Source organism: Paraglaciecola sp., from assembly GCF_051252315.1.
GTDB lineage: Bacteria > Pseudomonadota > Gammaproteobacteria > Enterobacterales > Alteromonadaceae > Paraglaciecola.
This window is the reverse complement of sequence record NZ_JBPOFP010000004.1, coordinates 17600-42339: the sequence shown is the minus strand read 5'-3', so window position 1 is coordinate 42339 and position 24740 is coordinate 17600. Positions and strand designations below refer to the sequence as shown.

At 39.2% G+C, this 24740-nt stretch carries 18 protein-coding genes; 12 read left to right on the top strand and 6 right to left on the bottom strand.

Annotation, left to right across the window (positions count from 1 at the left end):
• Positions 1 to 39: 39 nt before the first annotated feature.
• Entirely contained in the window at positions 40 to 2193 is a 2154-nt protein-coding gene (locus ACSHXM_RS01315) for a prolyl oligopeptidase family serine peptidase (RefSeq protein ID WP_435686912.1), read from the bottom strand.
• A 114-nt stretch (positions 2194 to 2307) separates the two neighbouring features.
• Here ACSHXM_RS01315 and ACSHXM_RS01310 point away from each other — a divergent pair, with 114 nt between their 5' ends.
• The 8 genes from ACSHXM_RS01310 to ACSHXM_RS01275 all read left to right on the top strand — a co-directional run bounded on the left by ACSHXM_RS01310 (position 2308) and on the right by ACSHXM_RS01275 (position 12064).
• Positions 2308 to 3927 carry a GMC family oxidoreductase gene (locus tag ACSHXM_RS01310; protein ID WP_435686911.1) on the top strand — a complete coding sequence of 540 codons (1620 nt, stop codon included), beginning with the start codon at positions 2308 to 2310 and terminating at the stop codon, positions 3925 to 3927.
• A gap of 152 nt (positions 3928 to 4079) precedes the next feature.
• Positions 4080 to 5810, top strand: a complete 1731-nt coding sequence (locus ACSHXM_RS01305) for a DUF885 domain-containing protein (protein WP_435686910.1) — start codon at positions 4080 to 4082, stop codon at positions 5808 to 5810.
• 51 nt (positions 5811 to 5861) lie between these two features.
• The gene (locus ACSHXM_RS01300) at positions 5862 to 6971 is read left to right on the top strand and encodes a DNA alkylation repair protein (protein ID WP_435686909.1); all 1110 of its coding nucleotides are present in this window, start codon (positions 5862 to 5864) and stop codon (positions 6969 to 6971) included.
• Between the two features lie 169 nt (positions 6972 to 7140).
• Positions 7141 to 8079, top strand: a complete 939-nt coding sequence (locus tag ACSHXM_RS01295) for a GlxA family transcriptional regulator (RefSeq protein WP_435686908.1) — start codon at positions 7141 to 7143, stop codon at positions 8077 to 8079.
• A 42-nt stretch (positions 8080 to 8121) separates the two neighbouring features.
• On the top strand, positions 8122 to 8733 hold the full coding sequence (locus tag ACSHXM_RS01290; RefSeq protein ID WP_435686907.1) for a chromate transporter: 612 nt from the start codon (positions 8122 to 8124) through the stop codon (positions 8731 to 8733).
• A gap of 87 nt (positions 8734 to 8820) precedes the next feature.
• Positions 8821 to 10758 carry a sulfatase-like hydrolase/transferase gene (locus ACSHXM_RS01285; protein WP_435686906.1) on the top strand — a complete coding sequence of 646 codons (1938 nt, stop codon included), beginning with the start codon at positions 8821 to 8823 and terminating at the stop codon, positions 10756 to 10758.
• A 142-nt stretch (positions 10759 to 10900) separates the two neighbouring features.
• Positions 10901 to 11476: a YdeI/OmpD-associated family protein gene (locus ACSHXM_RS01280; protein ID WP_435686905.1), complete on the top strand. Its 576-nt coding sequence runs from the start codon at positions 10901 to 10903 to the stop codon at positions 11474 to 11476.
• 36 nt (positions 11477 to 11512) lie between these two features.
• The gene (locus ACSHXM_RS01275; protein WP_435686904.1) at positions 11513 to 12064 is read left to right on the top strand and encodes a hypothetical protein; all 552 of its coding nucleotides are present in this window, start codon (positions 11513 to 11515) and stop codon (positions 12062 to 12064) included.
• A 49-nt stretch (positions 12065 to 12113) separates the two neighbouring features.
• Here ACSHXM_RS01275 and ACSHXM_RS01270 read toward each other — a convergent pair whose 3' ends face one another.
• Positions 12114 to 12521, bottom strand: a complete 408-nt coding sequence (locus tag ACSHXM_RS01270) for a DUF1801 domain-containing protein (RefSeq protein WP_435686903.1) — start codon at positions 12519 to 12521, stop codon at positions 12114 to 12116.
• A 3-nt stretch (positions 12522 to 12524) separates the two neighbouring features.
• The gene (locus ACSHXM_RS01265; RefSeq protein ID WP_435686952.1) at positions 12525 to 13142 is read right to left on the bottom strand and encodes a TetR/AcrR family transcriptional regulator; all 618 of its coding nucleotides are present in this window, start codon (positions 13140 to 13142) and stop codon (positions 12525 to 12527) included.
• A gap of 165 nt (positions 13143 to 13307) precedes the next feature.
• Between ACSHXM_RS01265 and ACSHXM_RS01260 the strand changes: the two genes are divergently transcribed.
• The 4 genes from ACSHXM_RS01260 to ACSHXM_RS01245 all read left to right on the top strand — a co-directional run bounded on the left by ACSHXM_RS01260 (position 13308) and on the right by ACSHXM_RS01245 (position 19737).
• Positions 13308 to 14126 (top strand): crotonase/enoyl-CoA hydratase family protein, encoded by an 819-nt coding sequence (locus ACSHXM_RS01260; protein ID WP_435686951.1) that lies wholly within the window; start codon positions 13308 to 13310, stop codon positions 14124 to 14126.
• Between the two features lie 19 nt (positions 14127 to 14145).
• The gene (locus tag ACSHXM_RS01255) at positions 14146 to 16206 is read left to right on the top strand and encodes an FAD-dependent oxidoreductase (protein WP_435686902.1); all 2061 of its coding nucleotides are present in this window, start codon (positions 14146 to 14148) and stop codon (positions 16204 to 16206) included.
• A 228-nt stretch (positions 16207 to 16434) separates the two neighbouring features.
• Positions 16435 to 18714, top strand: a complete 2280-nt coding sequence (locus tag ACSHXM_RS01250; RefSeq protein ID WP_435686901.1) for a right-handed parallel beta-helix repeat-containing protein — start codon at positions 16435 to 16437, stop codon at positions 18712 to 18714.
• A 285-nt stretch (positions 18715 to 18999) separates the two neighbouring features.
• Positions 19000 to 19737 (top strand): substrate-binding periplasmic protein, encoded by a 738-nt coding sequence (locus ACSHXM_RS01245; protein ID WP_435686900.1) that lies wholly within the window; start codon positions 19000 to 19002, stop codon positions 19735 to 19737.
• A 40-nt stretch (positions 19738 to 19777) separates the two neighbouring features.
• Here ACSHXM_RS01245 and ACSHXM_RS01240 read toward each other — a convergent pair whose 3' ends face one another.
• The 3 genes from ACSHXM_RS01240 to ACSHXM_RS01230 all read right to left on the bottom strand — a co-directional run bounded on the left by ACSHXM_RS01240 (position 19778) and on the right by ACSHXM_RS01230 (position 24665).
• Positions 19778 to 20755: a family 16 glycosylhydrolase gene (locus ACSHXM_RS01240; protein ID WP_435686899.1), complete on the bottom strand. Its 978-nt coding sequence runs from the start codon at positions 20753 to 20755 to the stop codon at positions 19778 to 19780.
• Between the two features lie 99 nt (positions 20756 to 20854).
• Positions 20855 to 23755 carry a DUF2339 domain-containing protein gene (locus ACSHXM_RS01235; RefSeq protein WP_435686898.1) on the bottom strand — a complete coding sequence of 967 codons (2901 nt, stop codon included), beginning with the start codon at positions 23753 to 23755 and terminating at the stop codon, positions 20855 to 20857.
• A 199-nt stretch (positions 23756 to 23954) separates the two neighbouring features.
• On the bottom strand, positions 23955 to 24665 hold the full coding sequence (locus ACSHXM_RS01230; protein ID WP_435686897.1) for a hypothetical protein: 711 nt from the start codon (positions 24663 to 24665) through the stop codon (positions 23955 to 23957).
• Positions 24666 to 24740 lie beyond the last annotated feature (75 nt).

Below are 24740 nucleotides of genomic sequence, written 5' to 3'. Positions count from 1 at the left end.
CCTGTTGGTGCCTTTTAAGTATGCTTCCAAACTAAAGGATTACTTTGCTTCTAATCCCATGCTGTAAAGAGTAAAACCATATATATCAGCGTACTGCTCAATAGTTTTGCTAATAGGCGTACCTGCACCGTGTCCAGCGTTGGTTTCAATACGGATTAAGGTTGGGTTTGAACCTGTGTGTTTGTCTTGTAGATGTGCTGCAAATTTAAATGAATGAGCAGGCACTACTCGGTCGTCATGATCACCTGTTGTAACTAAAGTTGCAGGATAATCTATATTTGGCTTCACATTGTGAACTGGCGAATAACCTAATAAATATTCAAACATTTCTTTGTTTTGTTCAGCGGTACCATAATCATATGCCCAACCGGCTCCAGCTGTGAAAGTGTGGTACCTCAACATATCTAAAACACCCACAGCAGGCAAAGCCACTTTAAACAACTCTGGTCGTTGCAACATGACGGCTCCAACTAATAAACCTCCATTTGAACCACCTCTAATCGCTAAGTAATCACTAGATGTGTATTTTTCTTGAGTTAGGTACTCAGCCGCTGCAATAAAGTCATCAAATACATTTTGTTTATTTAAAGTAATACCTGCCTTATGCCACTTTTTACCGTATTCACCGCCACCTCTTAAATTAGCTACAGCATACACTCCACCTTGTTCTAACCATGCTGCGGTAGTAGCACTAAAACTAGGTTTAAGGCTAATGTTAAACCCACCATAACCATATAAAATGGTTGGGTTTTTGCCATTTAATTCTAGACCTTTTTTAAAGGTTAACATCATGGGGATCTTAGTGCCGTCTTTAGAGGTGTAAAATACTTGTTTAGAGTCATAATCTTCAGCCGAAAATTTCACTTCTGATTTTCGATACTCTGTCGATACACCATCCTGTGTCGATAAACTGTAGATAGTTTTGGGGGTGTTGTAGTTGGTAAAAGTGTAATACAAAGACTGCTGTTTTTTATTGCCTTTAAAACCACTTGCCGTACCTACGCCTGGTAAGGTGATGGTTCTGATAACTTTGCCGGTTTTATCTAATTGTTGCACTTTAGAAACTGCGTCAACCATGTATTGTGCAAATATATAACCACCACCAGTAACAGCATTTAACACATTGTCAGTTTCAGGAATAAAGTCTTGCCAATTCTCTGGGCTAGGATTGTTAGCATCAACTTTAACTACTTTTTTATTTGGGGCATTAAGGTTAGTTTCAAACAATAAATCAGAGCCGTCGGAATCAAGTAAACTTGTGTCAGAATCGAAGTGGTCCAGTATTGTGACTAACTCACTATTGGCTTTGGTTAAATCTTGGATAAATAGTTTGTTGCCTGATGTCGATTTTGCCGCATCTATAATTAAATACTGATTGTCTTTGGTAACTTTAGTATTTACATATCGATACTTTTGTTGCTCTGTACCACCGAATACTAGTTTGTCGTTAGACTGTTCAGTTCCAAGCTCGTGATAATAAATTTTGTGTTGATCCGTTTTAGCTGATAATTCACTACCTTCAGGCTTGTCGTAACTTGCATAAAAGAAACCTTCATTTCTATACCAAGAAACGTCTGCAAATTTAATGTTCTTTATTTGGCTGGTAACTTCTTTTAAGGTTTCAGTGTTAATTGTGATGGCTGTGCGCCAGTCACTGCCACCTTCAGAAATCAGGTAGGTCAAAAGGCTACCATCACTAGAAAAGTATGTTTTTGAAAGTGAAGTAGTGCCATCTTCACTAAAGGTATTAGGGTTTAAAAATTGTTCTGGCTCAGCATCTTGTTTTTGACGATATAAAACAGACTGATTTTGCAAACCGTCATTTTTATAAAAGTAACTGTAATCACCTTCTACGAATGGTGCCGTTACTCTTTCGTAATCTAATAATTCTGCTAGTCGATTGGCTAATTTGTCCCGAAAAGGTATGTCTGCTAAATAATCGAAAGTGACTTTATTTTGTGCTTTTACCCATTGAGCAGTTTCATCACTCATATCATCTTCTAACCAACGATAAGGGTCTGTTACTTGAGTGCCAAAGTAAGTATCTACAGTCTCACCTTTGTGAGTTGAAGGGTAAACAAGGTTTGATTTTGTCATTGGATCACTTGATGGTTTTGTAGTTTGTTCTACTTGGCTTGAGTTACAGCCTGCAAAGGCTAACAACAAACTTAAGGCGAGTATTGGTCTTTTCATAATTCCCCGATGTTATATCTTATAATTTTTTGCGGCGCTATTTTTACAGAACATGACATTCTTGTATAGTGTTTCAATAATTAAATTTCGATCTTGGTTAAAGTAATTGAATTCATGCGTAAAAACATATCCCAAAAGTACGATTTCATCATAGTTGGCGCGGGGTCAGCGGGTTGTGCTTTAGCCAATAGGTTAACTGAAAACAGTCGTTTTGAAGTCTGTTTGATCGAAGCAGGAGGAAGGGATACCAATCCGTTAATTCATATTCCTTTTGGCTTGGCATTGTTGTCTAGATTTAAAAAGCTGAATTGGAATTATAATACGCAAACTCAATGTGAGTTAAACAACCGCAGTCTTTACTGGCCTAGAGGCAAAGTATTAGGTGGTTCCAGTTCGATTAATGCAATGTGTTATGTACGCGGTGTTCCTGAAGATTATGATCATTGGGATCAGCTAGGAGCAACAGGTTGGGATTGGCAGTCGGTATTACCCTATTTTAAAAAGTCAGAAAAATTTGCTGCGTATTTACATTCCTTGCATGGTTCTAAAGGATGTTTAGATGTACAAAAATTACGGCATACCAATGTTATGTCAGAGTCTTTTGTGCAAGCGGCCACAGAAGTTGGCTTAGGCATAACAAGTGACTTTAACCAAGCAGATCGTAATGGATTAGGCTATTACCATGTCACTCAACAAAATGGCCAAAGGTGTTCGGCAGCTAAGGCTTATTTAACGCCAGCAAAAACTCGTAAAAATTTAACACTTGTTACCCATGCTTTGGTAGAAAAAGTCCTTATCCAAAATGGAAAAACTCAAGGTGTTAAATTAACACTTGATGGTGAGTCAATAGAGTTAACCGCAACGAAAGAAGTCTTGTTAAGCGCTGGCGCCATCAATTCTCCCCAGCTATTAATGTTATCTGGCATTGGGCCTAAAAATCATCTTCAACAACATAATATTCCTGTGGAACATGAATTACCGGGGGTAGGTCAAAACTTACAAGATCACTTAGACATTATTATTCAACATAAGTGTAAAAGTCGCGATAGTTACGCCGTGATGCCGGCACTTATTCCAAGATATATTCGCGCGGCATTTAACTTTGTGTTTAACAAAAAAGATTTGTTAACTAGCAATATTGCTGAAGCCGGTGGGTTTGACACAACCCAATATGCAAAGGAAATTGCCGATATTCAATATCACTTTTTACCCGCTGTCATTAAGGATCATGGACGTGCTACTGCATGGGGATATGGTTTTAGTTTGCACGTATGTGATTTGTACCCTAAAAGCCGCGGCGAGATAAAATTAAACTCATCTAACCCTGCAAAACCGCCTTCCATTAACCCTAATTATTTAACTGATCCAGCTGATGTCAAAGTGTTAATTGCGGCAGTGCGTAAAGGCCGAAAAATATTAGCCGCGAGTACCTTTGACCAATATACATCAACAGAAGTGTTACCAGGCAATGAGACACAAACAGACGAAGAAATCATTGATTTCATTCGAAGCAAAGCTGAAAGTATTTATCACCCAATTGGTACTTGTAAAATGGGTGATGTGAATGACCATATGACAGTCGTTGACCCAGAACTAAAAGTGGTAGGCATTGACGGATTAAGAGTAGTTGATGCCTCAATTATGCCAAGCTTAATAGGTGGTAATACTAATGCTCCAACTATTATGATTGCCGAAAAATGTGCTGACTTAATTAAACAAGAACATGAAAAATAATGCTGAATTTCCGAAAATTTTTTGTGTCTTAAAGGGAAATTGAAGAAGAGATGTTTAATCTGCGAGTAGATGTGATTTATTAAATACCATGTTCAAAGTTATCCACTGAATGATACTATCAAAATTGTTGGTGTCCAAAACTAGGATGTAATATGAAGTCATTTGTTTCTTCCCTTTTGTTGATGTTTGTCTTGCTCTCATCAAATAATTCAATTGCAAAAGATCAGATTGCCCAAATAAAAGCTTTAGCAGATAAGTATTCTGAGGTTACCTTTACTTTTTCACAGCCTTACGCGTATTTCGAAGATATTAAGTTAAAACGGCATAATCTATTTCTCAAAAATTCGCTGGAGAGTTTTGCTACCTTAGCTAAAGTTGAAGATGAAATATTGCAGACTTTAAATCAAATAGATGTCAACAAGTTAGAAGAAAACCAAGCGCGAATATTCTATGCTAAGTTCAAAGAAAGCCTAGAAACGAGCGTCGAGCTTAGAGTTTGTAAATCAGAACTTTGGGATTTGAGCCATATGTTTGGTCCTCATTCAATACTTGATTTTTTAGTCAATGTGCAGCCTCTAGAAACAAAGCAGAACTTAGACGATGCACTTGAACGTTGGCAAGACGCTGCTTCCTATTACGATCAAGAAATTATTAATCTAAGCCTCGGTCTAAAACAAGGATACTCAGCGCCCAAAAGAGTGGTAAAACGACTCATTAGCCAATTAGACGGGTTAACCTCGTCACCGGTAGATGCGCATCCTTTCTTAAAATTAGCCAGCAGAACGGACGACCTAACCTTTAAAAGTGCATTTAAAGAAGTTTTAGATAAAGAGTTAATTCCAGCGATTAAACGTTACTCAAGTTTTCTTAATGATACTTATATCAAAGATGCACGCTCTGAGTTAGGAATACACGTTTTACCTAAAGGTAAAGCGTGTTACATGGCAAAATATCGGTATTACACAACGCTAAAACGAACGCCTCAACAGGTTTTTGACTTAGGTTTAAAGACGGTCAATGGCAATAAAGACAAAGTGATTGAGTTAGGTAAAAAGTATTATGACGTAGATTCGTTTTCTGGTGCGGTTAATAAAGCGAGTAATGATCCAAGTCAGAAGTTTTCATCCCCTGAAGAGATGCACCAGTTTTTTGAGTCTGTGGTTAAACGTTCAAAAATTAAGATAACCGACTACTTTCATAGATTGCCTTCCATTGAAATGGTGGTGGAGGCTATTCCAGAATATCAACGTGGGACAGGTAGAAGTGCACACTACATTTCCGGGACTGCTGACAGAACAGCCAAGTTTGCTTATGATCCAACGAATTACCAAAAGGAGAATTTTGCTTCTGGTGAGCGAGTATCTGTGCATGAAGGTTATCCAGGTCATCATTTGCAAATAGCATTGGTTCATGAGCAAGCTAAATTCCATGAAATTGAAGGGCTTTTTTCTAATTCTGCGTTTGCTGAAGGCTGGGCGAGATATGCTGAAATGCTTTCCGAAGAAGCTAACATTTATCAGTTTGATTCGACCAAAATATTAAGACGTGCGTGGCCTGCTCGAGGCATGGTGGCAGACACAGCGATGCATATGCTGGGCTGGAGTAATGAAAAAGTCTCCGCGTTTCTTAAAGATTCAGGTGCTTCATTTGCTAGAGATCCCGATACTATATTAGATCGAATGGCGGCTATGCCTGCTCAGTTAACTGCATACGATTCCGGTGCATTGGAAATTTTTGCCTTGAGAAAACTGATGCAAAGTAAGTTAGGCGAAAAGTTCGACATTAAAGATTTCCATGGGTTAATTCTAAAAAATGGCAATGTACCTTTGTCAGTTTTAAACGAACAGGTGATGGAATTTCTAATGGAAAAACGATCGTTATAGGCTAACTAAAATCATTTTGTTAGCAGTGTCGACGAATAAGAAAGGATTTGCATGGCTGAGCCCCTCAAAAATCAATATGGGTTAGAAATTCCCGAGAAAATAGCTGATATGACACTCAGTGTATTTTCAAAATTTGATAAACAAGGTTTTATTAAATGGATTAGCACTGACTATGATTCTTTGGAGTTGATGGATCGTGGGCGTAAAATTTCAGCGGCATTGAAGGTATTTTTGCCAGATAATTATCAGCAGGCCGTAAAGATATTATTAGACTCCGCAGAGCAAACTGTTGAGTTTGATGAAGGCAATAGCATTGCCTCATTTTTATTTATGCCTCACGTTAATTTTGTTGCAGAAAATGGATTAGATGATTTCGATACCTCAATGTTTGCCTTGTATATTTTGACTCAAAAATTTACTTCTGAGTTTGCCATTCGGCCTTTTATTCAAGGGTATCCAGAAAAAACACTTAAGTTACTCACTAAATGGACACAGGATCCGAATGAACATGTTCGAAGGTTAGTCTCTGAAGGGACTCGGCCACGTTTGCCGTGGGCATCTCGGCTACCAGAGTTTATAAAAGATCCCCAAGCTGTTATTGCATTGTTGGAATTATTAAAAGATGACCCCGCACTGTATGTCAGGCGTTCAGTGGCTAATAATCTAAATGATATTGGCAAAGACCATCCATGTTTATTGGCTGACATAGCCAAACGTTGGTTAAAGGAGGCGTCGCCAGAACGTACTTGGTTGGTAAAACATGCACTAAGAAGTGCAATTAAACGGGGCGAAAAAGGCGCGTTAGAGGCTTTGGGTTACGGCAAACCAGCAAATGTTCTGATCCAGAATGTGTCTGTGTCACCAGAAACAGCCAAGGTAGGAGGCGCCATTAACATTGTCTTTGATTTACAAAACCTTGCTAATTCAAAAGTAAATTTGATGGTAGATTTTGCTATTCATTTTGTTAAAGCAAATGGGTCTAGTGCAGCTAAGGTTTTTAAATTAAAAGCCTGCGAGCTCCAACCTCAAGCAGTGCAGTCATTTAGTAAAAAAGTATCGTTAAAACCTATGACCACTCGGACCTTGTACTCCGGAATACACAAAGTTGAAGTTATGATCAACGGACAGACCCATCCTTTGGCAGCGTTTAACTTAATTTGATTTAATTTAATTTAATTTAATTCGAATTCATCTCATCCCATTCATAAGAGTCAATTTGCCTTACATTCCCTAAAATAATAATGTCCTAAATTGTTGTTTTTATGTCTATCTGGTCATCTGGCTTTTAGGTAATATCCAAGTATGAATTCATTCTTACTTGGTTTACCTAATGACAATTCGTGTTGCCTTTTTCATCGCAGATGGGTTCCAGCCTCTCGACCTATTTGGCCCGCTAGACACTTTTACCGAAGCCAATACATTTTTAAAAGACAGTTACCAATGTGACATTGTTAGTTTTGAATCTGGGTTGATTAAAAGTGCTAATGGTCATTCGGTTATGGCGGATTTTTCTGTGGTTAATGTTCCAGAGCCAGATTATTTGGTGATTTGTGGTGGTTCTGGTATGCGCACTCTTAAACTCACAACCAAACAATTCATTGATTTAAAACAACTCGCAAACGTAGCTAAAAGAATTGTCAGCATTTGCACGGGTACTTTTATTCTTGCCCAATTATTTCCAAATACGCCTTTAACCGTCACCACTCATTGGCGTCATTGTGCTCAATTAAGTGAACAGTACCCCCAATGTGATGTGTTGCCCGATCCTCTATACATTTGCCATAAACATATTTACTCTTCAGCCGGCATATTATCAGGAGTTGATTTAAGCTTAGAGTTAGTCAGGCAAGACTTAGGAAATACTCTTGCTGCGTCTGTTGCGAAAGAATTAGTGGTGTATTTACAAAGAAAAGGAAGCCAAAAACAATTCTCTGATTTATTAAAAACTCAATCATCTGATAGTTTACGCTTAAATCCAGTGATTGAATGGATGCTGGATAACCTACAACAACCTATTAGTGTTACAGACATTGCGCAAAAACTCTGTGTCAGCGAAAGGCAAGTCTCTCGACTGTTTAAACAACATGTCAACTTAAGTCCAGCCCAATATTTAACCCAACTACGCATGTTCCAGGCTAGAGATTTGATTAGTCACGAGAATCGTTCTTTACAAGAAGTCTCTAGACTAGTGGGTTTTGCCAATTACGAAAGCTTTAGGCGCGCCTTTGAGCGTTATTTTGGTTTATCACCATCAACTTACAATCCATGAGTTATTACGTGGATTATTAACAACAAACTATAAGGAAATATCATGAAACCTTTATATTTATATCGTGCTAAATTAGCTAATAAGTTCGGCATTTTTACTTTGCTGAGTGTCATTTTGACACATCAGTGTTTCGCCCTCACTAATGAACAACAAACTGTGATTAAACAAGCTAGTGAAGGAGCGCCAGCACATATTACAGATAGTGCTAGTTTTATGATGTTTAGTCAGGGCGGGTTTGAATTGATTAAACAAGGTAATAATAACTTTACCTGTTTGGTGGTGAGTAACCCACAGGGTAGATATGAACCTTCTTGTTTTAATCAAGAAGCCATGCGTTCTGTTTTTCCTTCCTATGAATTGCAAATGCAGTATTTATATCAGGGGTTGTCTCATTCGAAAACAGTTAAGAAGTTGGCTGATGCATTTAAACAAGGTCAATTACCTAATGCGGAGCATGGATCTTTGGTTTACATGATGTCAAAACATAATAAATATTTTGATCCCCATCACGGTACACTTGGTGATTCACCTGTTCATCAAATGTATTTTTTCCCAAAGTTAGCAGACAATACCTTTTCTTTGGTTAAAGGCGGGCCGTTTTTGTGGCAAGGTTTTCCGCACCTTTCGGCCTTGATCGTTGTGGTTTCTAACTAGAGATAGAATTGAGTGTAATCTGACATTGGTTGTGTGTTATATTTAATTTAACCCCTTTAAATATAATTTTAACAAGCTCGCTCCTATATGAAAAATTTACCTAAACCCTACATTTTGTTTGTTTCTGTTGTGTGTATTTTGTTTACTTTTTCGGCTCATGCCAAAAAGCCAAATGTGCTACTTATTATGGCTGATGACCTTGGGTTTGAAGCCGTGGAAAGTTATGGTGGGCGCAGTTACCAAACGCCTAACATGACCCGTTTGGCAAACCAAGGTGTGCAGTTTAATCAAGCTTATGCCACACCTTTATGTTCACCCACTCGTGTGCAACTCATGACAGGAAAGTATAGCTACCGAACCTGGACTGGGTTTGGCTTGTTCAACCCTAAAGAGAAAACCTTCGGTCATTATATGCAAGAAGCTGGATACAACACGGCTATGGCTGGTAAGTGGCAGTTGCAAAGTTATGACCCGGTTGGGTTTCCTGGGGCGGAACATAGACGTGGTAAAGGCATGAGAGTTGAAAATGCTGGATTCGACGAGTATAGCTTATGGCATACGGCTCACACCGAAGACAAAGGGTCTCGTTACCCAGATCCTTATATTAATCAAAACGGAGAATTTATAAAACAGACTGATGGTCAATATGGCCCAGATATTTGGACCAATTTTTTGTCTGATTTTATGACCCGTAAAAAAGATGATAACAAGCCGTTCTTCGCCTATTACGCCATGTCTTTACCTCATTCTCCTTTTAATCCGACTCCTCACAGTAAAGAGTGGGGTGATCAAGCTAAAAAGTTTGACGAAGAAGAAAAGTACTTTGGCGACATGGTGGAATATGCTGACTTTGTATTAGGAAAGTTAGTGGATAAGGTGGATGAGTTAGGCATTCGCGAAGAAACCATTATTATTTTTTACAGTGATAATGGCACCCAATGGAATGTGATGTCAGATCTAAATGGCCGTTTAGTACAAGGTGGTAAAGCCATGATGACAGACTTAGGAACACGAGTTCCTATGTACGTTAGTTGGAAAGGTAAAACCCCAGAAGGTAAAATTAATTCTGATTTAATCGAATCCACCGACTTCTTACCGACTTTACTCGACATTGCTGAACAACCCGCTGTGGCAAAGCAAAATAATATGGACGGCATGAGCTTCTATTCACAAATTAAAGGTGAAAAGGGCGATACCCGTGATTGGGTGTATATGCATCACGATCCTCGTCCAGGTAAAGCCAAAGACCGTTTTTATCTGCAACGTTTTGCTCGAGATAAAAATTACAAACTGTATCAAGATGGTCGTATGTACCAGCCAGCAAAAGACTTGTATGAAGAACACGAAATTATGCCAGCAGACGATACACGTAAAACAGCAAAAGTACGTAAAGCGTTACAAGCAGTATTAGATAAACATAAAGATTATGCTGTGTACGATCCTCAGACTATGCCCAGAGAAGCCAAAAGAAAAGCGTTCCTTAACTATTACATGTTCGAAGATTTCACCGGGTGTGTGGTGATGGAAGCCGAAAGTATCGGTTTTGCTTTGGACGAGTCTTGGATAATACAAAACCTTATTCCAGGACATACTGGGGCAGGGTATTTACGTTCGTTACGTGACCAAACCGAAAAACCTGAAAAGGGCATTCTAGCCTTTAATATGAATACTTCTTCACAAGGTAAATGGTTTTTTGATGTGCGCCATCGTCATGATCACGCTGATGTGAATAAACAAAACGGATTTTGGATGAAGATTGGTAGCGGCCCTTGGAAGGCTTACTATTCTGCAGATAACAAAAAAGTTAAAGGCTGGGAGTTTGGTATTCGCCAAGACCACTCAACAGTGGTTAGTACCACGTTTAAGGCAGGAGCAAATCAGATAAAAATAGCGCCTATGTCCGACAACTTTAAGTTAGACCGAGTGGTGGCTTATCGTGAAAATCGACAAGGCTGTGCTAAGGATGTTGACACACCGCAAGTAGGTTATCATCCTTGGTTTGATGCCGCACACTTCGCAGAATAGTGTGAATTAAACATTTAAATTAGGTCGCTGTTAAGCGGCCTTTTTTGTATCCGATATACTTTTCTAAATGTGTTTATATAGTTAGGAGTTATACTGTCAAATAACCTTATATTAATCGTTGTAACTAAGAAGCCCGGCCCGAATGCCTGAAGTTAACCCACTAAAAATTAAAACATTTTCTACCCCAAAACAGCTTTGCCAATGGCTTAGTTTTAACCATGCCAGTGAAACTGAATTATGGGTGAAGATTTTTAAAAAGAACACAGTCATACAGAGTGTGACTTGGAATGAGTTAGTGATAGAGGTGTTATGTTGGGGTTGGATAGATGGACTTAAAAAGTCTTTGGATGACAGCGCTTATTTGCAACGTATTACGCCTAGAAAAGCTCGTAGTGGCTGGTCGAAAAGAAACACCCAACATGTTGAGCGTTTGATAAGCGAAGGGCGCATGCAAGAATCTGGTCTTAAACAGGTACAAGCTGCAAAAGCCGATGGACGCTGGGAAAGCGCTTATGTGGTAAGTGAAATGCAAGTGCCGCTTGATTTTGTCGAAGCCCTTAATAACCAACTACAAGCTAAACAGTTTTATCAATCGTTAAGTAAATCCAGTCGTTATGTGATCGCCCATGGTTTACTCAGTGCAAAAAAGCCTGAAACTAGGCAAAAGCGGTTCACTAAATATTTAGATATGTTGGTCAATCAACAAAAGCCGAAATAAAGTGGATGTAGAGGAATAATAAGAGCATAAATAACTATGAACACCATTTTAGTTACTGACATTTTTGGTAAAACCCCTGCTTTAATAGAGCTAGGTAAAGCATTAAACACCAGTATGATAGTTGATCCATATGACGGGATTGATATGGCTTTTAACAACGAAACTGAGGCATATACCTATTTTGTTGAAAAGGTGGGTTTTGAAAATTACCTAATAACCTTAACCAAAGCGGTCAAATCTGCTAGCTCCATCAACAAGTTGATTGGTTTTAGTATTGGCGCTGCGGCAATTTGGAAATTATCTGAAAACCCAGCAATAAAAAATGTAAATGGTGGGATTTGTTATTACGGCTCTCAAATTCGAAATTTAAAACAAGTGAATCCTTTATTTGAAGTGGACTTAATATTTCCCAAATGTGAGTCACATTTTGATGTAGATAAACTTAGGGCAGAGATAACCGGCAAACCAAATGTGAATATTGTGCAAACACAGTACTTACATGGTTTTATGAACCCTCTTTCAGACAATTTTAACGGGCTAGCTTATCAGCAGCAATTAGAGTGGCTTCAAATGAAAACTAATTATTAATTCAATGAGTTCTCGAACTTGTACTTTGTCTGAATGATTAATTTAAAAGTTAACAACCTAGATCTTTTCCAGCAAGATGTAACTCTACAGCTCGTTTAATAAACTCTGGAAGTTGAGTTTGTTGAACATTGATAGATTTACTCACTCTAATACAGCCTTTTCCGGTATTTAGGCCAGCCAATAATTCTCCGCTAGGATCAATTTTTTGAATATTGCCCACATACAAACCAACAAAATGTTTTTGTACATTGAGGTGAAATAAAGTCTGGTTATTTGACTTGGGGTTATTTAGCGAGTGATTATTTAACGAGTAGCTTAGCATCTTATATTCAATGCTTTCTTCGATGTTTGTAGCAAAGTCTAAAATCAGAGCGCGGATTGCTAATAGGGTACCTTTACGCCAATCTTGCTCTATTGTTTCTAAGTAGGCTGAAGGTGTAGTCACATCATATTGCATGGCTTAGCTCGTCATGTTTTGGGTAAACAGGTTCACAGCGCAATCGCACATTTCGTCTACGTGGGATTGGTCAGCGTATATTCCATCAATGAGTAGTCTAGCAATACCATGCATAGTTGCCCAAGTGACTTGGGCTAATCTCAAGGTATTTTCGTTATTTGGTAATAAGCCTTGTTGTTGCCATGTTTTGGTCATTTCAACTTGATAGTTAAAACTCGGGTATGCCACATTTTTTAATTCATCGGTAGCAGAGTTTTGTTTCCAAATGACTCTACCAAACATCAAATCATACAACTCTGGATTGTTAGCAGCATAATTTATATAACCTTTAAAGAAAGCTTGGTATTGCTGATTTAAGTTGATGTCGGTTCGTTTAAATATTTGTTCAGCATCTTGTTGCCAATGTATAAAGCCTTGTTCAGCAATCGCACATAAAAGCTGGTTCTTGTCTTTAAAGTGGTGGTAGGGCGCCGTGCGCGACACGCCGACTTTTTCTGCCAATTTTCGCAGTGACAAACCGTCTACTCCCACTTCTTTCAATAAATCATTAGCCGCAAGTAGCAGTGTGCTGCGTAAATCACCGTGGTGATAATTGGTTTTAATATTGTTGGCTTGTGTCATAAATAAATGCGTTAGCTTTTCTGACCTATAGTGATAGTACAAATTATTCATTGTAATCTTGACAGTGTCAAAATAAACTCTTATCTTGACACTGTCTAGTTTGAGTGGTGATAACTTTAAGAGGAAAAATAAGTGTCTAATCTTGAATATAATTTATTGGTTACCATGCAGGTGACAATCGAAAATCATATTGCACATATACAGCTAAATCGCCCGGATGCTTTAAACAGCATGATCCCTGAATTTTGGTCTGAATTGCCCGCTGTGGTGCAAAAAATTGATGACGAAGCCGAAGCGAGAGTCATTGTAATATCCGCACTCGGTAAACATTTTAGTGCCGGCATGGATTTATCTGTATTTGCCAGTATTGCTAAAAGTTTTCAAGGCGAGCCTGCCAGAAGAGCAGAGCAATTTCGCCGTTTAGTACTCGAATTACAAGCTAGTTTTAGCGCCTTAGAACACATAAGAATTCCGGTTTTAGTGGCAATGCAAGGCGGTGTGATTGGAGGAGCTGTTGATATGGTCAGTGCAGCCGATTGTCGCTATTGCACTAAAGATAGTTTTTTTACTATCAAAGAAACAGAGTTGGGAATGACTGCAGACGTAGGTACCTTGCAACGCCTACCTCATTTAATCTCTCAAGGTTTAGTTCGAGAATTAGCCTATACCGGTCGTAACTTACACAGTGACGAGGCCCTTGCTTGCGGCTTAGTGAACCAAGTTTTTGAAGACCAAGCCAGCATGTTATCAGCGGTGATGGCGATTGCAGAAAACATAGCGGCAAATTCACCAATGGCGGTATCGGGTTGTAAAGAAATGTTGAATTACAGCCGAGATCATAGTGTCTCAGACAGCTTAACCTATATGGCAACTTGGCAAAGTGGCATGTTTCAAATGCCAGATATTCAAGAAGCCATGGCAGCAGGCAAAGAACAACGAGTGCCTAAATTTACCAATTTACATAAAAAAAATACCGGGCTGTAAAACACATAGGAATATATTGATGACGTCAAATTCACACCCTTCTAATGCGGGTAACGCAGGATTTAGTAAATATCCGCATTTACTGGCACCACTGGATCTTGGTTTTACCCAGTTAAAAAATCGTGTATTGATGGGCTCAATGCACACCGGTTTGGAGGAAGCGCCGAATGGTCATGTGCGGATGGCTGCATATTTTGCCGAGCGTGCAAAAGGGGGAGTAGGTTTAATTGTAACTGGCGGGTTTGGTCCGAATAGTGAAGGTGCCACACATCCTAATACCCGTGGTGTGGATTCAGACGAAGCCGTTAGTCAACATCAAGTGATCACTCAGGCTGTGCATCAGTATGACACTAAAATTTGTATGCAAATTTTGCATACAGGGCGTTATGCTTATAATCCTCAGTTGGTAGCACCTTCAGCAATACAAGCGCCGATTAATCCATTTAAACCCAAAGCCTTAGACGCTCAAGGTATTGAAAAACAAATACAGGATTTTATTAATACTGCTCTACAGGCGCAAAAAGCCGGCTATGACGGTGTAGAAATTATGGGCTCAGAAGGTTATTTCTTAAATCAGTTTATTGCCGTACGCACCAATCAAAGAGATGATGAATGGGGCGGTGATTATCAAAATCGTATGCGGTTACCTGTAGAGATTGTGCGTAGAGTACGAGAGGCGGTAGGTACTGAGTTTGTTATCATTTACCGTCTTTCGATGTTGGATTTAGTTGAAGGCGGATCAACCGCTGAAGAGGTAATTGAACTAGGTAAGGCCATTGAAAAAGCGGGAGCCACAATTATTAATACCGGCATTGGCTGGCACGAAGCCCGGATCCCCACCATAGCCACTAAGGTTCCTCGCGCAGCCTTTACTTGGGTCACGGCTAAATTTAAACAAGCTTTGTCTGTGCCTGTTATCACTTCTAATCGAATAAATACGCCGCAAGTGGCTGAAAATGTATTGGCTCAAGGTGATGCCGATATGGTGTCTATGGCTAGGCCATTTTTAGCCGACCCTGATTTTGTCATAAAAGCGCAGCAAGATAGGGCAGATGAAATCAATACTTGTATTGGTTGTAATCAGGCATGCTTAGATCACGTATTTGCTGGAAAAATGACCAGTTGTTTGGTTAATCCAAGAGCATGTCACGAAACAGAGTTAAATATAACTCCAGCTGTCCAATCACAAAACATTGCTGTAGTAGGGGCGGGGCCAGCAGGTTTAGCTGCTGCGGTAACTGCCGCTGAGCGAGGGCACCAAGTTACTTTGTTTGACAGTGCCAGTGAGGTAGGTGGGCAATTTAACATTGCTAAACAAATTCCAGGAAAAGAGGAGTTTTACGAAACAATTCGATATTTTTCCCGTCAACTAGAAATCCACAATGTCACGATTAACCTAAATACACGGGTCGACACCGAATTGTTAAACAATGGTGATTTTGACCAAGTCATTATTGCAACTGGTATTAAACCTCGAACGCCAGAGATTAAAGGTATTCAACATGCCAAGGTATTAAGTTACCTAGATGTGATAATGCATAAAAAACCTGTCGGTAAAAAAGTGGCGATTATTGGGGCGGGAGGCATAGGTTTTGATGTGGCTGAGTTTTTGTCACATTCTGGCGAGTCTACCAGTCAAAACATCCCTGCTTTTATGCGGGAGTGGGGAATAGACATGACCTTGTCATCTCGCGGGGGGATTGAAGGTATTCAGGCTCAGCCTGCTCCTTCACCCAGAGAGATTTTTCTATTGCAACGTAAATCCAGCAAAGTCGGCGCAGGCCTAGGTAAAACTACCGGCTGGGCACATAGAGCTGGCTTACTCAAAAAAGGCGTGAAAATGTTAGCTGGTGTGGAGTATCAACAGATAGATGACAATGGTTTGCATATTCAAATAGACGGTGACTTACAAGCTTTAGATATAGACAATGTCATTGTTTGCGCTGGGCAAGATCCACTAAGAGAGTTGGTGCATGGTTTATCAAAACCTTATCACTTAATTGGTGGAGCTGACGAAGCGGGCGAGTTAGATGCCAAGCGAGCTATTGACCAAGGCACGAGAGTGGCAGCCCAGTTGTAAAATTGCTATAGGTTTTTATTAATTTAAAGCAAAGGATTGCTTGTTTTATTCTGCCCCTTCTAGTTTAAATATTTTTCTCCTGACAATTTCATTTGTGTTTTATCCATCTATGATTTTTTAGATATAAATTTGTATTTAGTTATATGAAAATTGTTAACAATTTATTTTCCTTTAGTTATCATGTTGAAACATTTTGTTGTTTGGTTTTCGCCATTAGAGTTGTCCTTCATGTACTTTTATAAAAATATTTTAATATGCCTTTCATGTTTTATCCTTTTTTCTGCTTGTGGAGGCGGCGGAGGGTCAACACCTGAGCCCCCTGTTGTAGTCGAAAAAGACTCTGACAACGACGGTGTTAAAGATAATGTAGACCAGTGTCCAACTGAAGTGGGTCCATCCACCAATAATGGCTGCCCAGAGCCAGCTCCAGAGCCAGAACCTGATGCTGATTCTGACGGCATTGTGGATGCAGACGATGATTGCCCAAATGAATCTGGTACCGCCGCTAATAACGGTTGCCCAGCACCCGCTACCACTGCCGACACAGACAAAGACGGTATTGCCGATGCTGTAGATGAGTGTATAGACGATAAAGGATATGAATCTTTTAATGGTTGTCCTACTCCTAAAGACTCTGATTTTGATGGCGTTGCAGATGTTGACGATCAATGTGTGGATGAAAAAGGCCTTCTCGATAACGCTGGATGTCCGGCTGATGCTCCAGAAGATGCTTTTTACGTCGCGTTAGATGGTAACGATGATAATAATGGTTCAAGTACGCAACCTTTTAAAACCTTTGCAAAAGCTATGACTGCTTTGTCAGCTGGCGATACCTTGGTGATTAAAGGCGGCAGATACTCAGAAAAGCTTGATATCACGGTTTCTGGAACGGAGTCATCTCCAGTTGTTGTAAAAGGGGCTAACGGAGAGAAAGTTCAAATAGCTGCTACTCAATATGTAAACAACTGGCAGTTGCATGACGGAAATATATATAAAGCTCAAGTAGAATTAACCTTAGGGGATAGTTTTAACCAAGTGTATTACGACGGAAATATTATGGATTTGGCTCGTTGGCCAAATAATGAAGATAATAACCGTCATACGGTTGACGCACACCCAATAACAGGCGGTGATGGTTCAACTATTAATGCCACAGGTTTACCAGATGATTTGGCTGGTGGTTATGTATGGTATTTAGGCGCTCATTCGGGTACCAGTTGGACTCGCCCAATCACTCAATACACCGCTGGCACAATTACTTATGAATCAATTGATGTAAACAGGTGGCCTTTTAACCCTCACAATCCAGGCTTACTCAGAAATGAAAACTATGGCCGTATATTTGTGTTTGGTCGTTTAAGTTTACTAGATCACGAAAGAGAATGGTTCTACGACAACAATACTCAGACACTTTATCTGTATGCCCCAGAAGGTGTTACGCCAGAAGATAATACCGTTGAAGTTGCCGTGCGAGAAAGTGCAGTTGAAGTCAATGCAAGTTACGTGAATGTGCAAGCTATTGAAACCTTTGGTGGAAGTGTCCGTTTAAATGGTAATTACAATACTCTGCAAGACTCTGTGGTTTTACATGGCTCTCAACGTTTAGATGAATTAGACAATAATAACGCTCAAGTCAATGATGGTGCAGTAGTAATCAATGGTCATCACGGGACTATTAGCGGTAATCGAATTGAGTATGGATCGAACAATGGAGTACGAGTGTTAGCTTGGGGGGGCCGTGGTGATGGTAGCTTGATAGAAAATAATTTTATCCGCTATTTTAACACTATGGGGATCCATTCTTCTGGTGTTCGTGCTGGTGGTGTAGGGGTGATAATTCAGAAAAATACTATTTCTCATGTTGGTCGAGATGGTATCTCTAATTTCGGCACTGATTGCGAAATTGCCTACAATGATGTGTCCCAGGGAATGTTGATTAACAACGATGGCGGCGTGTTTTATACAGTTGGTAATGACTTACCTAAAAATACCGAAATTCATCATAATTGGTTTCATGATTTTCACGGGCCAGAGTATGCAGATGGAAGAGCAGCAGGTATATATTTAGATAACGATAGTAAAGGTTATTTAGTTCACCATAACGTTGTGTGGAATATTACATGGACAGGTCTGCAACTAAACTGGGCGAACTTTGATAATTACATGTATCACAATACCCTTTGGAATCCAGGAGAAGCTATGGGTACTTGGGTAAATGGCCGAGATCAAGGCGATAATAGAGTGTGGAATAATTACTCTAGTGTTGGCGACTGGATACAAGATGCAGCTTTTGATTTAGAAGGCAATATTATTGATGAAAGCTCCCCCTTTATGGATGCTGAAGGCTTAAACTTTATGCCAAAACCCGATTCTGTGCTTATTGATCAAGGTATAGGTATTTCAGATTTTCCAAAAACAACTTCAGGATCAGCTGCCGATGTAGGCGCCTACGAAAGAGGTGGCGTACAATGGACTGCGGGTGTGAATGCTATCGAGGATGAAGAATAAAAACCTGACGGTTATTATTCTAAAATAAAGATATTAACGGTCTCTTATGAGACCGTTTTTTGTTTTTAGCAATTGATTCGCTTCTAAATTTTAAAGAGCTTAAACGACCAATGGAGTTCTTGACCGAGTTGTTTTGATGAAACGCATAAATCAGAGATTTAAGATTGAAATCAATCCAGTGGAAGACTAATGTGTATTTGACCTGTTTGTTTTTTGGTAAGTTTGCAAATGATTCATCGACTTTGTGTAGTTTTTCAAATATTTACTTTCTTAACATCATTGTTAATGCCGCGAATAGTTAATGCCAATACCATTACATTGAACGATATCGATTGGCCACCTTATTTGTTTCCAGAACAAAACAGCCAGTATGTTGGCATAGGTAAAGAGGTGCTGAATACTTGTTTGGCAGAGACAAATTACCAAATGACTTATGTCCCCCTTCCAATCAAACGTACACCTTTGTACATGAAGAATGGCCGTTTAGATGTCAGTATATTCAGTTATAAAAAGGAACGTGAAACCTTTCTTAGTTACGGTAAGGTTCCTATTTTCCGCACTGAGTACGGTTTTGCAGTGCGTGCTGACAGCGATATTAAAGTGAATTCATTGGATGATTTGGCACCTCACGTGATTGGCCTGCTAGCCGGTTTATCATACACCCCAGAATTGATGGCCATTATTGAAAAAAAGCGTCAATTAGGTGAAGTGACTGACGGGTATAGTATTAATTCTATGTTCGCTCAAATGTTAAGTCGCAATCCACGATTTGATATTATGGCCGATTCAAAAGATACGTTTTATTGGCGGGCTAAAACCTTAGGTCTCAGTGAAAAAATAGAGGTATTGGAGTATACGATTGCTTACAAAGAGTATTTTGTCACGGTATCAAATAGCTCTAAAAATATAGACAATATCCCCAAGTTCCTGACTAATATGGATTCTTGTATCACTCAATTGCATCAAACGGGCGAATACCAAAAAATACTCGACAACTATAGAGTTGTTAAAGCAGCCGAGTAAACTATTTAAAGTATTTTTATCATTGATGGTGTTATCAATATTAGTTTGATTTAATAGTCCACACTCTAACGTAATCTACAGTCATGCTAGGCGGAGCTTGATTGAATGATTTAGGATCAAAACCTTCAATGTGAGTTAGAGGATCAAGAGGAATAAAACCATTACATTTAAAATCTGTGTAAGGTTTTCTAAGGCCAAGGGATAGGGCAACTTGCATAGGTCGTTGTTTCCAATAGTTATTTTTAGCTCGGCCTACTTCTTTTTTATCCACATACCAGATGATTTCTTGTTCAGTTACTTTAGCACCATAAATATGGAACTGTTTACCTGGATCCTTAGTGAGTACATTGACGTTTTCTTGTTCATGATACTTGCCTGGTCTGCGCCAAGCTCGGCTTGTTGAGTTGGCTTTTGCATCCTTTTTAGTTAAGGCTGTATGTAAGTTATGGTCGGTAATGTTTTCGTTTCCCGGTTTAAAGTTTTGTCTTTGTTGCATTTCAACTACATCGATCTCACTGTATCTTACCGACCCTTCTTGTAATTGGTTGTCGTCAAAGTTGCTATACATCCAAAATGCTGGAGAAAACCCAGGAAACACCTTTGAGCCTAAAATACGAGCTTCGTAATAACCAGTAGTGCCAGCAGCGATACTTTGCAACATGGCTGATTTAAAATATAAGGATGAATTGGGAATAGATTGGCCTTGTGAACAGGCATTGCTGATATTTCGAGAGTGGGGGTTATACACCATCTGAATGACTAAATTGCCATCTTTAGTGCTAGCATTGTTGTCATTATCCCAACTCCAAGTTTGTACATGTTTGGGGTTTTTGATCCATTTGTCATAGTCAAGAAATGGCCCATTAAACTCATCGGAGCGACCTTTATCAATCAGCCAGGTTTCATCTTCGCTAGCATTTAAAGGTTGCACTGAGGCAAAGGTAGCAGAGGCTAATAGAATTAAGCCTGCACAGGCTGTTAGTTTAATTATGCAATGCATGTTTAATAGATTGTTCATTTAGCTTTTTACTGACGTGATAAAAGGTATAGTTAGCATATCACACAAACATGCCAAAAAAACAAACGTATGATGTTTGTGGTTTATCTGGATCTATTTTTAAATTTTTACGCTTTTATCAGTTTGGTTGATACGTTTTTGATACATAAAAGCAGCGGCTAACATAAACAATCCAATCCCAATCATCAGGGCTACCTTTTGCCATAATATGGCGTTTGCTGCATCGATTAAGCCTAACTTGGCTAAACCCAATGCCATGAAAGTTAATGCTAGTTTTGCAATGAATTTACTGTTTTTATGAGTAAAGAATAAGTAACTACCATGCAGTATTAGCCAAGGTGTTATTAACAAAGTTAATTTCCACTCGTTGAGTAAAAGCATGCCGCTGGCAGATAACAATACATGTAGCAGTGTATAGCCGGTTTTGTTGTGGTTAATTAACCATAAATCAAGTAGGTTTAAGCTGTGAGTCTTAAGCAAGAAGGTTAGAGGTATTACCATGCTTAAGGATAACCAAATGCTACTGCTAATAATATGTGCGCTGCCAGTAATAGCCATCAACAGCCAGGAAAGTAGAATACTACATATACTTAAGTATCCTAATATGCGGCGGTTTCTGAACAATATTTTGTTATGCTGCGCACTTAAGACCATTGCAAATATATAAACACTGGTCAAAATACCGGCCCAAACAAAACTTGTCCATTCCTGCATGTAGATAGCTATACAACCAGCCAGATAATATAAACCTATAGAGGCTATTTTTTTGTTTAAAAGCGGCGCATGTTGTTTATGGGTGTTAATCAAGAAATAGCTGAATATTCCTAACCCGATCAGGTTCGCAATGGAACAAATTAAAGCTTGGTGGTGATAATTATCTATGGTGAACGCAAGATTATAAACAGCGGCAATGGCAAATATTATGAGTGACTCGGTTCTGATAAATGCATGTTTGATTGCACGGCCTAACAGGTAAGCTATTGACGCAGAAGCCCAAAAAGCGATGGCCGAAAATTCGTTGTAGTGTTTAATTGCAGAAGGCAAAAAGGTTAGAGGTAAAACTAGGTAAAAGGTTAACCTGAGTGCTTCGGCTAGTTTTGCTAAATGTCCTGTTTGATTAGTTCGACGATAATACTCAGCAAATAACCAAGACTCTGCAAACACAAAAATCAAAGCAGCTTTGGCGTAATTAGGTAGGTCTCTAAAAGAGAGTGACTGCACTTCATTGATCCCTAAAATACAAATTCCGACGGCAACGGCACTTGCCAAATAAGTCACTATTTCTGAGGTTTTACATTGTGCTCTGTAGGTTTTGGTTAATAACCAAATTTGTAATGGTAAGACCGCTATTGCCATCCACACACCTAATTGAACCCAAAGTAGCGTTAAGATAAACAAACCTAACCAAACTGACTCTACAGGCCTGAGAGCGCGATGAAGTTGCTGCTCCCATTTCCACTGCCAATTAATGACATCTGCATAGTGGCTAAAGAGTTTTCTAGCTGCAAATATTATGGCGCCAATACTGGCTACCACTAGATTGCCTTTTAGGCTTGATAAGGCGGGGTCAGGGAAATAGGGGAATACTGCAAAAACGGCATGTAAAATCGCAAAAGCTAACAAGGCATAAGCTTCAATTCGCACAGATAGGTAGTTTTGTTTTAGGGCAAAATACAAAATAAATAAGCCTTCAACACCAATGGCAAATCCCCAGTAATCGGGGGCTAGGCTGCTTACAATCGCGACTAATAACCAAGTGCTCGCAAACAAGGAGTGTAAACTACAAGCGTGTGAACTAAGAGATAAACCATCTTGCTTTTTGGTCTTGAAAACTAAGTAACTACTTAATGCCCCATTCACAAAAGCAAAAAGCGGCACTAACCAAGTGATTGTTACTTCACTTTGGTAAAATACCCCAATACTGGCAAATAAGATCATCACCGATAAAGTGATGATGCTTTTTGAAATTTGATGGGTAGAGTTAAGAAAGCGACATAAGTAAAACAAAAATAGGCAGTAATACCCTTGAGAAAAATAGGCAATAAGTTGATTCACTGACATTGAAAGTAATAAAAATTCTAAACAGCTATAGGTGACAAAGACGCTAATAATACCCAGCCAAGGCCAGTTTTTATCATTGGCTTGGTACAAGCTGGCCATAATGATAAAACCTAAACCTAGTAAATAGAGGCTTGTGCCGGATGGGTCTAATTGAGATATAAGTGGAACTGCAGCCCCACCTATTACGGCGATAACACTTAATACTTTTGCATTAAACTTATTCGACAACCAAAAACAGGCTGCTGCTATGATTAAATAACCCGATAATACTGCCCAATCGGGTAATAATTGATAATAGCTGCCAGCCATATAAACCGTTACAAAATTGAGTAATAACCCCAAGCTAATAATGGCTGAAGATATTTCAGCATATTTGACTCTATTGGCTAAAAGTACACCGCCATATGTGACACCAATAGCAATAATAAATAATAATAACGATTTGCTTCCAGCGCCTAATTCTCCTACCAGCAGCTGTGCCAAATAACCAAAACCAGCGACTAAAAGGGTAATGCCGATTAGCATAAACACAAATATTGGGCCTTGCCCTTTAGCTTGATAATGCTGATATAGGCTAACTGCAGGAGAAATAAATTTTGTGAGGGGGGAAGAAAGGTTTATCAGGTGTTGGCTGAACTCTTTTAAAAGCGTCCTTGCAAAAGAAGGTTTGGATTCTGGTTTAGCTTTTTCTTGTTTGTCGGTTTGTATAAAAGTTGCTAATTGAACTTCTGGTTTTAGCTCCTGCTGCGAATAATTAGCCGACGGCTGCGTAGTTTGTGATTCTTCGCTTAATTCTACGTGCTCATGATGAGTTGAATCTGCATCGTTTTTAAGTGAAACAATTTTTTGCTCCAATTTATGCAAACGACTTGAAAACTCGACCCGAGTGAGTGCCAGTTCTCGTTGTAGCTCATCAATTTTTGAGTCCTTTGACGCCACTATTTATTCCCTTTCATCAACCATGCAATAAGTCTTAAGTATTTAATTTAACACAGACTTTTTTGTTTCTCTAGGAATCTGGAGGTTATTAAAATTAAGTGATATTCAAGTGCTGTGGTCATGTAGGTTAACTACTGGGAACGCTTACGTCAGCAGATACAGGTAAGTGTATATCCTTTTCTTACCTGTACCATTAAGATCATTTGCTAATTGTTACATTCAACTTTGTAAGGTAAATAGAGGTGTAACCCTCAAACCCAGAGTCAGTTCCGGCGATGACCCAAATTACCCCATTGTCATCGGACATAACGTTAATAGCTTGGCTAGTTTGAACTGTTTTCGCTGTGTAAGAAAAAGCATTTTCTGCCTCACAGTCAATACCGTTATTGATATCACCAACAGTTTGACCTTGGGTACCTGATTGAGATTGGTTTCCCAAATCGGTTGTGATCCTATACATGTCATTGTCTAGAGTATTCGAAGGTTGTGTGTCACTCACCCCTAGTTTTACGTAAACCGATTCACCGGGTGCACCACCGATTCCAAAACAATTTTGGGGCACGTCAGTTAAAAATTCTAATGCCAAAGAAACGGTATACATAGTATTGCTTTGTAATAAATCGATAGGTGCAGATATTGTCATTAACAAATCATCAGAGTGATTATTACCTGTCAATTTCCAACCCATTTTTTCTGCAAATGGTTCAGGTAGTGTTTGATGGCTTGCATCTAATTGATAAAATGCTTCTTCACCTTGAGGGTAGTCAGAAAATAGTGGCGTAAAGCCTCGATCTGATTGAGCAAAGTCAATTTCAATAGGTTGGCTAATGTCGCGGGTAAATTCATCATTGTTACACGAAAATAAGCTGGTGGTTGTTAAGGCTAAAAGGCTAAAAGTTTTGTATGTCATCGGTAATCTCAACGTCTTAATAAAATTATCGCAGGCAGTTTAACGAGTTAGTCACATAATTCTGTTACAGCTTGA

What these genes read in the sequence shown, in the direction of transcription:
- ACSHXM_RS01315 (WP_435686912.1), bottom strand. Translation starts at nt 2,193, where the DNA reads ATGAAAAGACCAATACTCGCCTTAAGTTTGTTGTTAGCCTTTGCAGGC.
- ACSHXM_RS01310 (WP_435686911.1), top strand. Translation starts at nt 2,308, where the DNA reads ATGCGTAAAAACATATCCCAAAAGTACGATTTCATCATAGTTGGCGCG.
- ACSHXM_RS01305 (WP_435686910.1), top strand. Translation starts at nt 4,080, where the DNA reads ATGAAGTCATTTGTTTCTTCCCTTTTGTTGATGTTTGTCTTGCTCTCA.
- ACSHXM_RS01300 (WP_435686909.1), top strand. Translation starts at nt 5,862, where the DNA reads ATGGCTGAGCCCCTCAAAAATCAATATGGGTTAGAAATTCCCGAGAAA.
- ACSHXM_RS01295 (WP_435686908.1), top strand. Translation starts at nt 7,141, where the DNA reads ATGACAATTCGTGTTGCCTTTTTCATCGCAGATGGGTTCCAGCCTCTC.
- ACSHXM_RS01290 (WP_435686907.1), top strand. Translation starts at nt 8,122, where the DNA reads ATGAAACCTTTATATTTATATCGTGCTAAATTAGCTAATAAGTTCGGC.
- ACSHXM_RS01285 (WP_435686906.1), top strand. Translation starts at nt 8,821, where the DNA reads ATGAAAAATTTACCTAAACCCTACATTTTGTTTGTTTCTGTTGTGTGT.
- ACSHXM_RS01280 (WP_435686905.1), top strand. Translation starts at nt 10,901, where the DNA reads ATGCCTGAAGTTAACCCACTAAAAATTAAAACATTTTCTACCCCAAAA.
- ACSHXM_RS01275 (WP_435686904.1), top strand. Translation starts at nt 11,513, where the DNA reads ATGAACACCATTTTAGTTACTGACATTTTTGGTAAAACCCCTGCTTTA.
- ACSHXM_RS01270 (WP_435686903.1), bottom strand. Translation starts at nt 12,521, where the DNA reads ATGCAATATGATGTGACTACACCTTCAGCCTACTTAGAAACAATAGAG.
- ACSHXM_RS01265 (WP_435686952.1), bottom strand. Translation starts at nt 13,142, where the DNA reads ATGACACAAGCCAACAATATTAAAACCAATTATCACCACGGTGATTTA.
- ACSHXM_RS01260 (WP_435686951.1), top strand. Translation starts at nt 13,308, where the DNA reads ATGCAGGTGACAATCGAAAATCATATTGCACATATACAGCTAAATCGC.
- ACSHXM_RS01255 (WP_435686902.1), top strand. Translation starts at nt 14,146, where the DNA reads ATGACGTCAAATTCACACCCTTCTAATGCGGGTAACGCAGGATTTAGT.
- ACSHXM_RS01250 (WP_435686901.1), top strand. Translation starts at nt 16,435, where the DNA reads ATGTACTTTTATAAAAATATTTTAATATGCCTTTCATGTTTTATCCTT.
- ACSHXM_RS01245 (WP_435686900.1), top strand. Translation starts at nt 19,000, where the DNA reads ATGCCGCGAATAGTTAATGCCAATACCATTACATTGAACGATATCGAT.
- ACSHXM_RS01240 (WP_435686899.1), bottom strand. Translation starts at nt 20,755, where the DNA reads ATGAACAATCTATTAAACATGCATTGCATAATTAAACTAACAGCCTGT.
- ACSHXM_RS01230 (WP_435686897.1), bottom strand. Translation starts at nt 24,665, where the DNA reads ATGACATACAAAACTTTTAGCCTTTTAGCCTTAACAACCACCAGCTTA.